At 60.2% G+C, this 14,691-nt stretch carries 13 protein-coding genes; 10 read left to right on the forward strand and 3 right to left on the reverse strand.

From position 1 onward, the window contains the following. Positions 1-106: 106 nt before the first annotated feature. The 3 genes from ACA072_RS16500 to lldD all read left to right on the forward strand — a co-directional run bounded on the left by ACA072_RS16500 (position 107) and on the right by lldD (position 4,866). Positions 107-1,771 (forward strand): GMC family oxidoreductase, encoded by a 1,665-nt coding sequence (locus tag ACA072_RS16500; protein ID WP_497619060.1) that lies wholly within the window; start codon positions 107-109, stop codon positions 1,769-1,771. A gap of 125 nt (positions 1,772-1,896) precedes the next feature. After that, positions 1,897-3,519 (forward strand): MFS transporter, encoded by a 1,623-nt coding sequence (locus ACA072_RS16505; protein WP_497619061.1) that lies wholly within the window; start codon positions 1,897-1,899, stop codon positions 3,517-3,519. 198 nt (positions 3,520-3,717) lie between these two features. Further along, complete coding sequence (gene lldD, locus ACA072_RS16510; protein ID WP_497619062.1) at positions 3,718-4,866, forward strand: FMN-dependent L-lactate dehydrogenase LldD; 1,149 nt, start codon at positions 3,718-3,720, stop codon at positions 4,864-4,866. A 186-nt stretch (positions 4,867-5,052) separates the two neighbouring features. Here the strand turns inward: lldD and ACA072_RS16515 are convergent, their stop codons facing one another. Continuing rightward, complete coding sequence (locus ACA072_RS16515; RefSeq protein WP_497619063.1) at positions 5,053-5,421, reverse strand: DUF427 domain-containing protein; 369 nt, start codon at positions 5,419-5,421, stop codon at positions 5,053-5,055. Between the two features lie 280 nt (positions 5,422-5,701). Here ACA072_RS16515 and ACA072_RS16520 point away from each other — a divergent pair, with 280 nt between their 5' ends. The 5 genes from ACA072_RS16520 (at position 5,702) to ACA072_RS16540 (ending at position 10,231) form a co-directional block, all read left to right on the forward strand. Next, entirely contained in the window at positions 5,702-7,651 is a 1,950-nt protein-coding gene (locus ACA072_RS16520; protein WP_497619064.1) for a DNA topoisomerase III, read from the forward strand. Between the two features lie 115 nt (positions 7,652-7,766). Beyond that, on the forward strand, positions 7,767-8,396 hold the full coding sequence (locus ACA072_RS16525; RefSeq protein ID WP_497619066.1) for a glutathione S-transferase family protein: 630 nt from the start codon (positions 7,767-7,769) through the stop codon (positions 8,394-8,396). A gap of 49 nt (positions 8,397-8,445) precedes the next feature. After that, positions 8,446-8,949 carry a GNAT family N-acetyltransferase gene (locus ACA072_RS16530; RefSeq protein WP_497619068.1) on the forward strand — a complete coding sequence of 168 codons (504 nt, stop codon included), beginning with the start codon at positions 8,446-8,448 and terminating at the stop codon, positions 8,947-8,949. A gap of 518 nt (positions 8,950-9,467) precedes the next feature. After that, positions 9,468-9,797, forward strand: coding sequence for a hypothetical protein (locus tag ACA072_RS16535; protein ID WP_497619070.1), 330 nt, complete (start codon positions 9,468-9,470; stop codon positions 9,795-9,797). A gap of 128 nt (positions 9,798-9,925) precedes the next feature. Next, complete coding sequence (locus ACA072_RS16540; RefSeq protein WP_497619072.1) at positions 9,926-10,231, forward strand: hypothetical protein; 306 nt, start codon at positions 9,926-9,928, stop codon at positions 10,229-10,231. Here ACA072_RS16540 and cynR read toward each other — a convergent pair. Further along, a complete protein-coding gene (cynR, locus tag ACA072_RS16545; protein WP_497619074.1) occupies positions 10,217-11,113 on the reverse strand; it encodes a transcriptional regulator CynR in 897 nt (298 codons plus the stop codon). The two genes, ACA072_RS16540 and cynR, sit on opposite strands and share 15 nt — an antisense overlap. A 122-nt stretch (positions 11,114-11,235) precedes the next feature. On the opposite strand from cynR, the gene cynS reads away from it, so the two are divergent. Both cynS and ACA072_RS16555 read left to right on the forward strand, forming a co-directional pair. Continuing rightward, on the forward strand, positions 11,236-11,703 hold the full coding sequence (cynS, locus tag ACA072_RS16550; RefSeq protein ID WP_109629803.1) for a cyanase: 468 nt from the start codon (positions 11,236-11,238) through the stop codon (positions 11,701-11,703). A 165-nt stretch (positions 11,704-11,868) separates the two neighbouring features. Continuing rightward, the gene (locus ACA072_RS16555; RefSeq protein ID WP_497619076.1) at positions 11,869-12,528 is read left to right on the forward strand and encodes a carbonic anhydrase; all 660 of its coding nucleotides are present in this window, start codon (positions 11,869-11,871) and stop codon (positions 12,526-12,528) included. 12 nt (positions 12,529-12,540) lie between these two features. On the opposite strand, the gene ACA072_RS16560 is transcribed toward ACA072_RS16555, so the two are convergent. Further along, the gene (locus ACA072_RS16560; RefSeq protein WP_497619078.1) at positions 12,541-14,604 is read right to left on the reverse strand and encodes a 2Fe-2S iron-sulfur cluster-binding protein; all 2,064 of its coding nucleotides are present in this window, start codon (positions 14,602-14,604) and stop codon (positions 12,541-12,543) included. Positions 14,605-14,691: the final 87 nt, after the last annotated feature.

Consider the following 14,691-nt stretch of genomic DNA (forward strand, 5'->3'; position numbering starts at 1 on the left):
AGGCGCTGTCTAAAAACGCACAGCGGCTGCGCAAAAACTAACATTCTTTTGACGAAAGCTAACAACTAGGATGACCGACAACAAGAACAACAATACGAGGTCAGGGATGCAGACTTCCCTTGATGAATTCGACTACATCGTGGTCGGCGCCGGGCCGGCCGGTTGTTTGCTGGCCAATCGGCTGTCAGCCGACCCGCAACACCGCGTATTGCTGCTCGAAGCCGGCGGCCGCGATAACTACGCGTGGATTCACATCCCCGTGGGTTACCTGTTCTGCATCGGCAACCCGCGCACCGACTGGTGCTTCAAGACCGAAGCACAACCCGGCCTGCAAGGTCGCGCCCTGAGTTACCCACGCGGCAAGGTGCTGGGTGGCTGCTCCTCGATCAACGGCATGATCTACATGCGGGGCCAGGCCGGCGACTATGACGGCTGGGCCGCCGACGGCAATCCGGGCTGGAGCTGGAACGACGTTCTGCCGCTGTTCAAGAAAAGCGAAAACCATTTTGCCGGCGACTCGGAGTTTCACGGCGCCGCCGGGGAATGGCGGATCGAGCGTCAACGGCTGTCATGGCCGATCCTGGATGCGTTCCGCAGCGCCGCCGAGCAAAGCGGAATCGCCAGCATCGATGACTTCAACCAGGGCGACAACGAAGGCTGCGGCTATTTTCAGGTCAATCAGAAGGCCGGAATTCGCTGGAACGCGGCCAAGGCCTTTCTCAAACCGATCCGCCATCGCGCCAATCTCACCGTGCTGACCGATGTCGAAGTGGATCGCGTGCTGCTGGAGAACGGCCGTGCTTCGGCGGTCAGTACGCGTTATCAAGGTCAGGCGAGAACCTTCAAGGCGCGCAAGGAAATTGTGTTGTGCGCAGGCTCTGTCGGCTCGCCGAGCATTCTGCAACGCTCCGGGATCGGCCCTCGCCCGCTGCTTGAAAAACTGGGGATCGGCGTGGCCCATGAGCTGCCCGGCGTGGGCGGTAATCTGCAGGATCACCTGCAACTGCGGCTGATCTACAAGCTGGAAAATGCGCGCACCCTGAACCAGATCGCTGGCAGCGTGTGGGGCAAGATGGGCATGGGCCTGCGTTATCTGTATGACCGCAGCGGTCCGCTTTCGATGGCGCCGAGTCAGTTGGGGGCGTTTGCCCGGTCGGGGCCGGAGCAGACTTCGGCCAATCTTGAATACCATGTGCAGCCGCTGTCGCTGGAGCGGTTTGGCGAACCGTTGCATGCGTTTCCTGCTTTTACGGCGTCGGTTTGCGATCTGAGGCCGCAGAGTCGGGGGCGCGTGGAAATTCGTTCTGCTGACCCACAGGAAGCGCCGTTGATTCAACCCAATTATTTGAGCCATCCGGAAGACTTAAGGGTCGCCGCTGATGCCATACGCCTGACTCGACGCATCGTCGCCGCCCCCGCCCTGCAAGCGTTCAAACCGGTCGAGTATTTGCCCGGTGACAGTTTGCAAACTGAAGAAGAATTACACGAAGCCGCTGCACGGATTGGCACGACGATTTTTCATCCGGTAGGAACCTGTCGGATGGGCAATGACGTGGACGCAGTAGTTGATGCCGAACTGCGCGTTCATGGGATTCCCGGCCTACGCATCGCTGATGCTTCGATCATGCCGCGCATCACCTCGGGCAATACCTGTTCGCCTACGTTGATGATTGCCGAAAAAGCTGCGCAACTGATCCTCAACCCTTCGACTGCAACCCCCTCCCCTGTGGGAGCGGGCTTGCTCGCGAAGGCGGCCTTACATTCAACATAGGTGTCGACTGATCTACCGCTTTCGCGAGCAAGCCCGCTCCCACAGGGGATCGCACCCAGATTCACGGACGTTGACTACGCAACACCAGTGGAACAACAAAAACAATCACTGTGAGGGATACCGATATGTCAGAACATGTTCAGCCGCTGGATGCCGCGCGCAGCGTCGACACCAGCCCCGACACCCGCAAGGTCATCTTCGCGTCGTCACTCGGGACGGTTTTCGAGTGGTACGACTTTTTCCTCTATGGCGCCCTTGCGGCGGTGATCAGCAAGCAGTTTTTCGCCGGGGTCAACGACACCACGGCGTTCATCTTTGCGCTGATGGCCTTCGCGGCCGGCTTCATCGTGAGGCCATTCGGCGCGTTGGTGTTCGGGCGATTGGGGGACATGATCGGACGTAAATACACGTTCCTCGCGACCATCGTCCTCATGGGCCTGGCAACCTTTTGCGTCGGGTTGCTGCCGACCTATGCCAGCATCGGCATCGCCGCGCCAATCATCCTCGTGGTGCTGCGCATGCTTCAGGGCCTGGCCCTGGGCGGTGAGTACGGCGGCGCCGCGACGTACGTTGCCGAACACGCGCCGATGGGCAAACGTGGTTTCCACACCAGTTGGATTCAGTCCACCGCGACTCTCGGCCTGTTGCTGTCGCTGCTGGTAGTGCTCGGTTGCCGCTACTTCACCGGTGACCAGTTTGAAGTCTGGGGCTGGCGGATTCCGTTTCTGTTTTCCATCGTGCTGCTGGGCATCTCGACCTGGATTCGCCTGAGCCTGCACGAGTCGCCGGCCTTCGTGAAAATGAAAGAAGAAGGCAAGCTCTGCAAATCGCCGCTGCGCGATTCCTTCGGCAAATGGGAAAACCTCAAAGTCGTGCTGATCGCCCTGTTCAGCATCAACGCCGGGCAAGCGGTGACCTTCTATGCGGCGCAGTTCTACGTGCTGTTTTTCCTCACCCAGTTCCTGAAAATGGACCCGGCCCTGGCCAACAGTCTGCTGATCGTCAGCGTGATTATCGGCGCGCCGTTCTTCATCTTTTTTGGCTGGCTGTCGGACAAGGTCGGGCGCAAACCGGTGCTGATGCTCGGCCTGCTGCTGGCCACCGCGCTGTACTTCCCGATCTTTAAATCTATCGCCCATTACGCCAACCCGGCCATCGACCAAGCCAGCCGTCAGGCACCGATCACCGTGCTGGCCGACCCGGCCACCTGCACCTTCCAGTTCGACCCGGTGGGCAAGGCGAAATTTGACAGCCCGTGCGACAAGGTCAAAACCTTCCTGGTGAAACAGGGCCTGCCTTACAAGAGCGAAGCGGCCCCGGCCGGCAGCGCCGTGCAGGTCAGCGTCGGTGACGTGAAACTGGATGGCTTTGACGAAGCGGCCCTGCGTGGCGCGGTGACGCTGGCGGGGTATCCGTCGCAAGCCGATACGCAACAGGTCAACAAGGCCATGATCGTGGCGCTGATGGTGGTGCTGATCATCATTTCCGCCATGTGCTACGGCCCGCTGGCGGCGCTAATGGTCGAACTGTTCCCGACGCGCATCCGCTACACCTCGATGTCCCTGCCCTACCACATCGGCAATGGCTGGTTCGGCGGGTTCCTGCCGACGGTGTCGTTTGCGTTGGTGGTGTATACCGGGGACATCTTCTACGGGCTGTGGTACCCAGTGGTGATTACCGCGGTGAGCCTGGTGGTGGGGATGATCTGTCTGCGTGAGACCAAGAATGTGGACCTCGACAAAAACTGAGGTCACCACAATCCCCTGTGGCGAGGGAGCTTGCTCCCGCTGGGTGGCGAAGCCGCCCTAAACCAGCCGACTCGGTTGTTCTGATACACCGAGGCGGCTGGTTTGGGCCTGCTGCGCAGGCCAGCGGGGGTAACCCCCCTCGCCACAGGTTAAGCTAAACGATCTTTACAGCCCCGACATTCACCAGACCGAGGCACCATGATCATTTCATCCGCATCCGACTACCGCGAGGCAGCACGGCGCAAACTCCCGCGTTTTCTGTTCGATTACATCGATGGCGGGGCTTATGCCGAGCATACGCTCAGGGCCAACAGCGCCGACCTGACGGGCATCAGCCTGCGTCAGCGCATCTTGAAAAACGTCGAAACCCTGAGCCTGGAAACCACCCTCTTCGATCAACCGCTTTCGATGCCGGTCATCCTGGCGCCGGTCGGCCTCACGGGCATGTTCGCCCGTCGAGGTGAAGTGCAGGCGGTCAGAGCAGCAGAGAACAAAGGCATCCCCCTGTGCCTTTCAACGGTGTCGGTGTGTTCGATCGAGGAAGTCGCGGCGCAGAGCCAGCAATCCATCTGGTTTCAGCTGTACGTATTGAAAGATCGCGGCTTCATGAGAAACGCCCTGGAGCGTGCGAAGGCCGCCGGGGTGAAAAACCTGGTGTTTACCGTCGACATGCCCACCCCCGGCGCCCGCTATCGGGACGCGCATTCCGGCATGTCTGGTCCTTTTGCGTCATCGCGGCGAATGCTTCAAGCCATGACCAAACCCGACTGGGCGTTCAACGTCGGCGTCATGGGGCGCCCTCACGATCTGGGCAATATCTCGAAGTACCTGGGCAAAGCCGTCACGCTCGAAGACTACATGGGCTGGCTCGCCAACAATTTCGACCCGTCGATCAGTTGGGCCGATCTGCAGTGGATTCGTGATTTCTGGGAAGGCCCGATGATCATCAAGGGCATCCTCGACCCTCAGGATGCCAGGGACGCGGTCAGCTTTGGCGCGGATGGCATTGTGGTGTCGAATCACGGTGGGCGGCAGCTCGATGGCGTGCTCTCCACCACCAAGGCATTGCCGCCGATCATGCAAGCGGTGGGCAATGACCTGACGGTGCTGGTCGACTCGGGCATCCGCTCGGGGCTGGATGTCGTACGGATGCTGGCCATGGGCGCGAAAGGCGTATTGCTGGGGCGATCCATGGCCTATGCGCTGGCGGCCGATGGTCAACGCGGGGTGGAGAACATGCTGGATATTTTCGCCAAGGAAATGCGCGTGGCCATGACGCTGACCGGGGTGACTTCGATTGGCCAGATTGATGAATCCACGTTGGTCGAAGCTGCACGAATAAGCTAAACACTGCCGCCGAAAACACCCCGCCAATGCACGTACTCCGCGCACGTTGATTGGCCCCTGTAGGAGCTGTCGAGTGAAACGAGGCTGCGATCTTTTGACTTTGATTTAAAGATCAAGATCAAAAGATCGCAGCCTCGTTTCACTCGGCAGCTCCTACAGAAGGCCGCCGTGGCGTTTTCGCGAGCTTCACTCAACGTCTTTGAGAATCTCAAACGTTACCTGATCCGGATAGAACGCCACATACCCGCGAATCTGATCCACCGACACTTTGGGATCCTCATACCGCCACACCGCATTGGCGCCCTCATGCCCCGGGATCTGCAAACTGTAATAAGTGGCGTCACCCTTGTACGGGCAATAGGTCGTGTGGTCGGTACGGGCGTAAAACTCTTCGGCGATGTCCTCCCAGGGCACGTAATACACCGGAGGATAATTGGCCTCCAGCAGCACCAGCGCACGCGTCGACGCGGCCACTTGAATACCGTGAAACTTCACCAACAGGCAGCCGGGTTGCTCGGCGATGGTGATGACAGGACTGGGACCGGTGCTTTTCATGGAATGCGTTCCTCATGACGGTGATGAACCTGTGGGAGCGTGCGGTGCGGCGATCCGACTTGCCCGCGATGGACGCGCAGCGGCCCCAAACCTGAGACTGCGAAGTGTCAGGTATAACCCAAAATTCGCCGACACGACGGCCTCGCAGCCGAACGGGCCGTTTTGCCTGCCGCAAACAAACGCAACAGCTTTGCTGTACATCCATACAGATAATGATTGATCCATTGCTCAGCACCGGCCATTCTGTGCGCTCTTGCACATTTGATGAACGACGGTGGTTATGCAGCTGTACCTCTGTGAAAAACCTTCCCAGGCCAAAGACATCGCGGCAGTACTCGGCGCCAAACGTCGCGGCGACGGTTGCTGGCTGGGGACGGATGTCACGGTGACCTGGTGCATCGGCCATCTGCTGGAAACCGCGCCGCCGGATGCCTACGACGCACGCTACAAGCGTTGGGTATTGGCAGACCTGCCGATCATTCCGGAAAAATGGAAGATGACGGTCAAACCGCGCACGGCCAGCCAGTACAAAGCGGTCAAACGCTTGCTCGGCGAGGCTGATGAACTGGTGATCGCCACCGACGCCGACCGTGAGGGCGAGATGATCGCCCGGGAGCTGGTCGAGCATTGCCGCTATCGCGGGCCGATCCGACGTTTGTGGCTGTCGGCGCTGGACGATGCGTCGATCCGCAAGGCGCTGGCGGCGCTCAAGCCGGGTGCCGAGACCTTCAGCCTTTATCATTCAGCGCTGGGGCGTTCCCGGGCCGACTGGTTGATCGGGATGAACATGAGCCGGTTGTTTACGCTGCTGGGGCGACAGTCCGGTTATCAGGGTGTGTTGCCGGTGGGCCGGGTGCAGACGCCGACCTTGCGACTGGTGGTGGATCGCGACCGCAGCATTGCCGATTTCGTGCCGGTCGCCTATTGGGCCATCGACGTGCAACTGTTGCACGACGGCACGGCGTTCACTGCCCAGTGGCGGGCGGCATCCGACGCCTGTGACGATCAGGATCGCTGCCTGAATCAGGCGCTGGCCCAGCAAGCGGCCGCCGCCATCAGCAGCGCGGCGAGTGCCCGGGTGATCAAGCTGCGTACCGAGCGGATGCGTGAGGTCGCGCCCTTACCGTTCGACCTGGGCACCTTGCAGGAAGTCTGTTCGAAGAAGCTCGGGCTCGGTGCCCAGGAAACCCTCGATATCGCCCAAGCGCTCTACGAAACCCACAAGGTCATCACCTACCCGCGCAGCGATTGCGGTTTCCTGCCGCTGAGCCAGCACAGCGAAGCCCCAGGCATTCTCGCTGCGTTGCGGCAGGCCGATCCATCGCTGAACGCCTTGAACGATCACCTGGAGCCCCAGCGCCGCTCACGCGCCTGGAACGATGCCAAGGTCACGGCTCACCACGGCATCATCCCGACGGCGGCGGCCAAGCATCTCGATCGACTGGTGGGCAAGCAACGGGCGGTCTACACCCTGATCCGCGCGCGTTATCTGGCGCAGTTTCTGCCAAACCATGAATACGACCGCACCCAGGCTGACTTCGACTGCGCCGGTGAAGCCTTGCGTGCTGTCGGCAAGCAGATCGTCGAGCCCGGCTGGAAACGCGCCCTGCCCGAGGCACTCGCCCCGGCGAAGGGTCGCGAGGCACCGGCACCACAGACACTGCCGGCATTGGCCGAAGGGCGTGACTGCGCGGTGGCCGACGTGAAGCTCAAGGACCTCTGGACGCAACCGCCCAAGCCTTTCACCGAAGGCGACCTGATCAAGGCGATGAAGAACGTTGCCAAACTGGTGGAAGACCCGCTGCTCAAACAGAAGCTCAAGGACACCACCGGCATCGGCACCGAAGCCACCCGCGCCTCGATCATCCAGGGCTTGCTTGACCGCGGTTACCTGATCAAGAACGGCAAGGCCCTGGCCGCGACCCCAGCCGCGTTCAGCCTGATCGATGCGGTGCCGCGCGCCATCGCCGACCCCGGCACCACGGCCATCTGGGAACAGGCGCTGGACATGGTGCAAAGCGGCGAGATGAGCCTGGAAGAATTCGTCACCAAGCAGGCCGCGTGGATGAGCAAGCAGGTCGCCCGTTGCGCCGGCCTGAGCCTGACCATCAGCGGGCCGGCGAGCCCCGCCGGTCGAGGCGCCACGCCGTGGAAAAACAAACGAAAGACTGCCAAACGCAAGCCAGCGACGGGTACCAAACGCGCGGCGAAACCGGCCAGCAAAGCGTGAGGGCACTTCGAATGGGCCGTGATGGTCTAGTGTTCTTCAAGCCCGGCGATGGCCCCATTTTCTGAAAAGCATCGCAGCCTCGTTTCACTCGACAGCTGCTACAGGAACCTTGTTTATGATTATCGTGCATCACCTGAACAACTCCCGCTCCCAACGGATTCTCTGGCTGCTGGAAGAACTGGCCATTCCTTATGAGCTGAAACGCTATCAGCGTGACCCGAAGACCAATCTGGCTCCGCCGGAATTGAAAGCGATCAACGCCCTGGGCAAATCGCCGGTCATTGAAGATGGCGCGCAGAAACTGATCGAGTCCTCCGCGATCATCGACTACCTGATCCGCCGTCATGGCCAGGGCCGCCTGCAACCCGATCCGTCTACCCCCGCCTACGACGAATACGTCCAATGGCTGCACTTCGCCGAAGGCTCGGCCATGCTGCCGCTGATGTTGAACCTGTACGTCGGGCGCCTGGGTGAAGCCGGAGCTCCGCTGCATCCGCGCATCAACTCGGAAGTGGCCAACTACCTCGGCTACCTCAACACGGCATTGAGTCAATCCGATTACCTGCTCGGTGATGAATTCAGCGCTGCGGATATCCAGATGAGCTTTATCGGCGAGATTGCCCGGGCTCAGGGCAAGTTGGGCAACTACCCTCATGTAGCGGCCTGGGTTGAACGCTTCCAGAAACGTCCTGCTTACGCCGCTGCGTTGAAGACGGGTGGCACGTACGACTTTGCGCCCCACTGAGTGATCCCGAAAGGGCCACGGACGGCCCGCGATCTGGAGAGAACCCAGCATGCCTTCGATAGAACTGCACGCCGCACACCGCGACGAACTGGAAACGATCGAAAACCTGATGCAGTTCTACATGCACGACTTCAGCGAGTTTCTACCGCTGAAAATCGGCGAGCACGGTTTCTTCAACATCCGATCCAACCAGGATTACTGGCGCAACCCCGCGACCCGGCCGTTCCTGATCAAGGTGGACGGTGAGCTCGCCGGTTTCGTGACCGTGGACGACAACGTTCATATCGAAGGAGCCGAGTACAACATCGGCTACCTTTTTGTCAGTCGGCGCTTTCGTGGCCAAGGTGTCGCGAAGTTTGTCGTTTCCACCCTCTTGAGCCGATTCCCCGGTCAATGGCAGATTTTCCACATCGACGCGAACCAGCCTGCACGACTGTTCTGGGCCAAGGTGATGCCCCAGTTCGCGGGCGGTAAATTCACTCTGCATCAACGGCCGGTAGACGGTTATCCCTGCACCTTCTACCGCTTCCAAAGCCCACAGCCATCGTCCTGACCGGCGCCTTGCGGCTCTCTTTTTTAATTCCAAAGCGCATTGTCCGACAATATGTAGTGACCAAAAATAATCACTACATAACGGTTGACGCCTCCGATTTGCCCTTGCATGATGCAGACATCTCCCCGATCGGGAGTACGGCAACATGTTTGAGCAAGCTCGTCTGACCGCCGAGCTGTTTTTCCCGGATACACGCTGCCCACAAGGCAGATTGAAGAAGCTGACCTGGCCTGAACGTCCAGTACAAAGACGAGAAGCGCTGGCGATCAATCCTCATGATGCTTGTGGCCGACCCTCAAAAGTCGGCGGTGGCCTCCAGGTTTTCGCTGCTTCTCTTCGTTGTGACGCTATTGCGTAGCAGTTATTCAACACGACTACATGCAACAGACGCGAGACCCCGTCGAATTGACGGCTGACCGCTGACGTCCTGGTTTCGGTGCCAGGGATCAACTAACCGATGGGCTACCTGTATTAGCGAATCAACTTTGAAAGATCACCAAATGGTCAAGGGGCATATTATGAATCTGAACAATCAACCTACTATCGATGAACTGGCTCGTATGTTCGCTGCGCAAAAAGACAGCCACGACAGCCACATTCTGTGGATCAGCAAATCGGGCCAGGTTCATATCGATTGCCTGTCGCCTCACGCTCATGAAGCGGAGTTCGACCAGAACAACCAGAACCTGCTGGCACGACTGAAGATGTACCGTCGCGGCCAAGGCTATGTCGGCAAGAAAGCCGCGGCCGACAAGGACTTCATCGGTCATGTTCTGCAAACGCTGAAACAGGCGTGGGCCTCGATGCAGAACCAGAATGAAGTACGGGTGATTGACCGGTTCTACTGATACCCCCGCAGTTCAACAATAAAAAGGCCCCGTTCGTAGTATCGAGCGGGGCCTTTTTTGTTTGTCTCGTGCGCGGCAAATGCAGCTATCGTTAAGCGTATTCGCTGCTGTGCCCATGGAGACTTGCGATGAAAAGTGCCCTGACATTTCTGCTGTTGCTGTCCACTGCAACGATTGCTCAAGCCAACAAGATCGAAGGTGTTCCGTCATTCGATGTCGAATGCCCCGGAAAAATCATCATTCACGCGGATCAGGACGGACCGGTGATGATCAACAACATAGAAGCCGAAACCAAAGCCGTGATCAAAGAGCGCAGCTTCGAAGCCAAGGGTTCAGGCGTGACGATTTCGATCGTTCTCGCCGATGACGACTCGGTGACCGTGAGCTCCACGGGCAAGGCCCCCAATGGCGTCTGCCAATCACTGGACGATTGACTCCGTCACCACCGCGCCCAGCACCAGATTCATAAACGCCACCGATGCCGCGCTGTGATAATTATTCTTGCGCCGCAGCAGCGCCGCCCCGCGCGTAGGCGCCTCACCCAACAATGGAATTCTGCGCAGCGCCCGATCCTGAGTGGCGATCGGTTCGGGAAGAATGGTGGCGATGGCGGTGTGCCGAATCACCTCCAGCAAGGTGCTCACCGAGTTGACTTCAATCACCACCTTCGGCGTGATCTGCTCTTGGGCAAAATAGTCATCAATGCGGGTGCGGGTGACAAAGTCCGCAGCCAGCAGCGCAAAGTCCAGTTGCGCCACCTCTTCAGCGGACAACGCGGCCTGCCGCTCATATAACGGGTGATCCCGCCCTACCATCACCCCAAGGGTTTCGGTAAACGCCGGGATCGACTCGATGTCGGCATTTCTCACCTGAGTAAACGCAATGGCGATGTCCAGCGAGTCATCCGCCAGCCCCGCCTCGATGTCGTCCATCGACAACTCGAAAATCTGCAGGTGGATGTTGGGAAACCGCGCCACGTAATCGCGCACCAACGGCCCCACCAGATACGCCATGAACGTCGGTGTCATGGCCAGACGCAAGGAGCCGCGCGACAAGTCCTTCACGTCATGCAACGCCCGCTTGCCGGCTTCCAGTTCCACCAATACTCGACGTGCGCACTCGATGTAGGCCTCGCCCGCATCGGTCGGTTTGACCGTGCGCGAGGTGCGATCGAACAGGCTCACGCCCAGGGTTTCTTCCAACTGGCGGATTTGCTGGGACAGGGTCGGTTGTGAAACGTGCAGCGCCTCGGCGGCGCGGGTGAAGCCGCCGTGGTCAGCAACCGCCAACAGATAACGCAGATGTCGCAGCAACATGGGGCACACCGTCTATAGGCAGGGCTTATGCGCAGCATTGTATATCGGTCTTGGACGCTATGGATCAATCGGCAGAAGATTGCTTCACACCCAAGCAATACGACCCCGATAGGAGAATCACCATGCAACAGTCCCACGCTTACAACGACACCAACCTCGAATTGACCGCCAAAATTCTCGACGCTAAAGCTCGCAAAAACCTGTCTTTCGAAGACATGGCCGAGGGCACCGGCCTGAGCCTGGCCTACGTCACCGCCGCCCTGCTCGGCCAGCATCCGCTGCCGGAATCCGCCGCCAAAGTGGTTGGCGAAAAACTCGACCTGGACGCCGACGCCGTGGCCCGCCTGCAGATCATTCCATTGCGCGGCAGCCTCTCCGGCGTGCCAACCGACCCGACCATCTACCGCTTCTACGAAATGATCCAGATCTACGGCACCACGTTAAAAGCGCTGGTTCATGAGCAGTTTGGCGACGGCATCATCAGCGCGATCAACTTCAAGCTCGACATGAAGAAAGTCGAAGATCCGGAAGGCGGTCACCGCGCCGTGATCACCCTCGACGGCAAGTTCCTGCCATTGCGTCCGTTCTAACCAATCTGAATACACGCAATTCCCTGTAGCAGCTGTCGAGCACCGCGAGGCAGCGTCCGAAGACGAAGTCTTCGCAGACCCATGCGACTGCTCCGCAGTCGGACGCAGCCTCGCGGTGCTCGGCAGCTGCTACAGGGTAACCATCCGATTCAAGAGGACATCACCATGAAAGCGCTCATCGAAGGTTTTTTGAAGTTCCAGAAAGAAGCGTTCCCGCAACGCACCGACCTGTTCAAACACCTGGCCACCACCCAGCATCCCGGCACGTTGTTCATCACCTGTTCCGACAGCCGCGTGGTCCCGGAACTGCTGACCCAGCAAGAACCCGGCGAACTGTTTGTGATCCGCAACGCCGGCAACATCGTGCCTTCCTACAGCCCGCATCCGGGCGGTGTGTCGGCCACTGTCGAATATGCGGTCGCGGTACTGGGCGTGACCGACATTGTGATCTGCGGCCACTCGGATTGCGGCGCCATGACCGCCGTCGCCAAGTGCAAATGCATGGACCACCTGCCGGCCGTCAGCGGCTGGCTGCAACACGCTGAATCAGCCAAGGTCATCAACGAGTCCCGCCCTCACGCCGATGACGCAGCGAAGGTGAGTTCGATGGTCCGCGAGAACGTCATCGCGCAACTGGCCAACATCCAGACGCACCCGAGCGTGCGCCTGGCCCAGGAAAAAGGTCAGCTGAACCTGCATGGCTGGGTCTACGACATCGAGACCGGGTCGATCGACGCCCTGGAGGCTGGCAGCCGCCGCTTTGTGTCTCTGGCCGAACACCCGACCACCTGCGCCGTGTATGGCAAAGCCGTCGAAGCCGCTTGATGGGCGGCCATGCTAGATCTCTAGCACCAAGGGCTCATCGCCCTTGGCCGGCACCGCGCAACAGATCAGCACTTCCCCTGGCGCCGGCAGCTCGGCGGGCATGTTCAGATAGTGCACTTGCCCGCTGAGCAACCGGGTGCGGCACGTTCCGCACGAGCCGCCACGGCAGCTGAAGTCCGGATTCAAGCCACGGCTTTCAGCCAGTTCCAGCAAACTCCCGCCACCCGGCTCCCAGCGAGCCTCCTTGGCCGACCCTGAAAACACCACTTTCACCGGGCTGTCCGCTGCCGGCACCTGTGCCGGGGCCGGACTCAGTTGGTCGCGCAGACGGACCAACGTGGAAGGCCCGAACGTCTCCGCATGAATGCGCTCGTCGCCAATGCGCAAGGCCCGCAAGCTGTCGTAAATTCCTTGAGTAAACGCGCCGGGTCCGCACAGGTAGAAATCGTAATCGTCCAGCGGCAGCAACGCCTTGAGCAACTCGATGTCGACGCGCCCCGCCACCTCGAAATCCTCACCTTCACGGGCATGCTCCTCGGGCTGACTGAGCAGGCGCAGCGCTCGCACCGAATCCTTGGCACGGGTGGCCAGTTCGTACAACTCATCGCGAAAGCCCAGCTCGGCGAGGCTGCGGGCACTTTGGATAAACCAGGTCGGCCGAGTGCGGCGGATGCGTTCGCCCTCGTAGATCACTTCGCGCAGCATCGACAACAAGGGCGTCACGCCGACACCGGCGGCCAGCAGCACCAGCGGTCGACGCTCATCGGCTTTCACCGTGAACCGACCCTGCGGCGCGCGGGCTTCGATCAGATCGCCCTCACGGACACGCTCGTGCAGATGCGATGAAATCAGCCCGTCACGCTTGACGCTGATACGAAAGAAGCTGTCCGACGGTGCGCTCGACAGGCTGTACGTGCGCACCAACGGCGCCTGCCCCTCGGCCAGGCAAAAACGCACGGGCAAATGCTGCCCGGCCTCGAAGCGCGGCAAACCCGCATCGTCGGTCGGCTCCAGGTAAAACGAACGGATACTGGTGCTTTCTTCAACGATGCGGGCCACACGTAGCAGTCGCCATTGATCGCGCAAGGCGTCGGCCTGCAACCGCCCCTCGGCCTGCTGCCAACTGCCGGTCATCAGGCTGTTGGGGGAAAATCCTTCAAACTGCCAGCGCAGCGACAGCACGCCGGCGCGACGCACGACGTGTTCCACCGTCATCCGCCAGAGCCGTTCGGCGCCCTGGAACGCCGCTATTTCCGGCCCCTCCAAAATGATCTCGGTGCGTCCCGCGACTTGCAGCACATCACCCGATTCGAAATCGACAAACAGCAACCCCACCCGTGGATTGAGCAGCAGATTGCCCAAGGTATTGAAGTGCAGATTGCCGGCGAAATCCGGGATCGTCAGCACGTTACCCTCGACTCGCACGAAACCGGCATTGCCGCCACGGTGCGAGACATCCACCGAGCGTTTTTTCGGATCGCCATCGAGGTCTACATAGCTGGTAAGGAAAAAGGTATCGGCGTTGCCAATGGTGGTCCGGGCGGCTTCGTCGAGTTCATCGAAACGCTCGACCGCCACCGCAGACGAAGCGCGGCCCACTGACCCGGGGTCGACGGCGCGCAGTTGGATGTATTGCGGGCAGTTGCCGAAAGCGTGTTCGACGGCAACGGCAAAACCGCCTTGGGTGGCGCTGCTGATGCGGCCATTCATTCGGTTGCGTCGACGGGTTTTCAGATCGATACCGAGCAGCCCCACCGATGCGCCCGCCTTGAGCGCGGCCCGGACGGGATCGCCCTCGGCGGGCAGGCGTTCGAGTTGCAACTGGCGGGGATCAGGCGAATGCGCAAATCCGGGCGGCCCTTCAATCAGGGTCGCCCATGGCACGCCGTGCTCATCGACGGCGCCCACCAGCAAATACGGCAGCTGCGCGTAGAACAATTGATGCTGCTCGGGCAGGTAATCGCGCACCACCTTGCGCCCGAACACCTCCATGCGTTCGGCCACACCGACGCTTTCCTGCAATTGCCGCTCCCCCGCGTGCCAGGGCGATGCGCCTTGCTCCTGCGACTGATTCATGACGACCTCTACGCCTTCGTAAACAGGTGTCTTCGCCCGCAAGCCTGCGCTGGCTTTTGTGGCTCAGGCGTTCAAGCGTAGTTCGCC

Source organism: Pseudomonas sp. LBUM1656 (assembly GCF_059716065.1).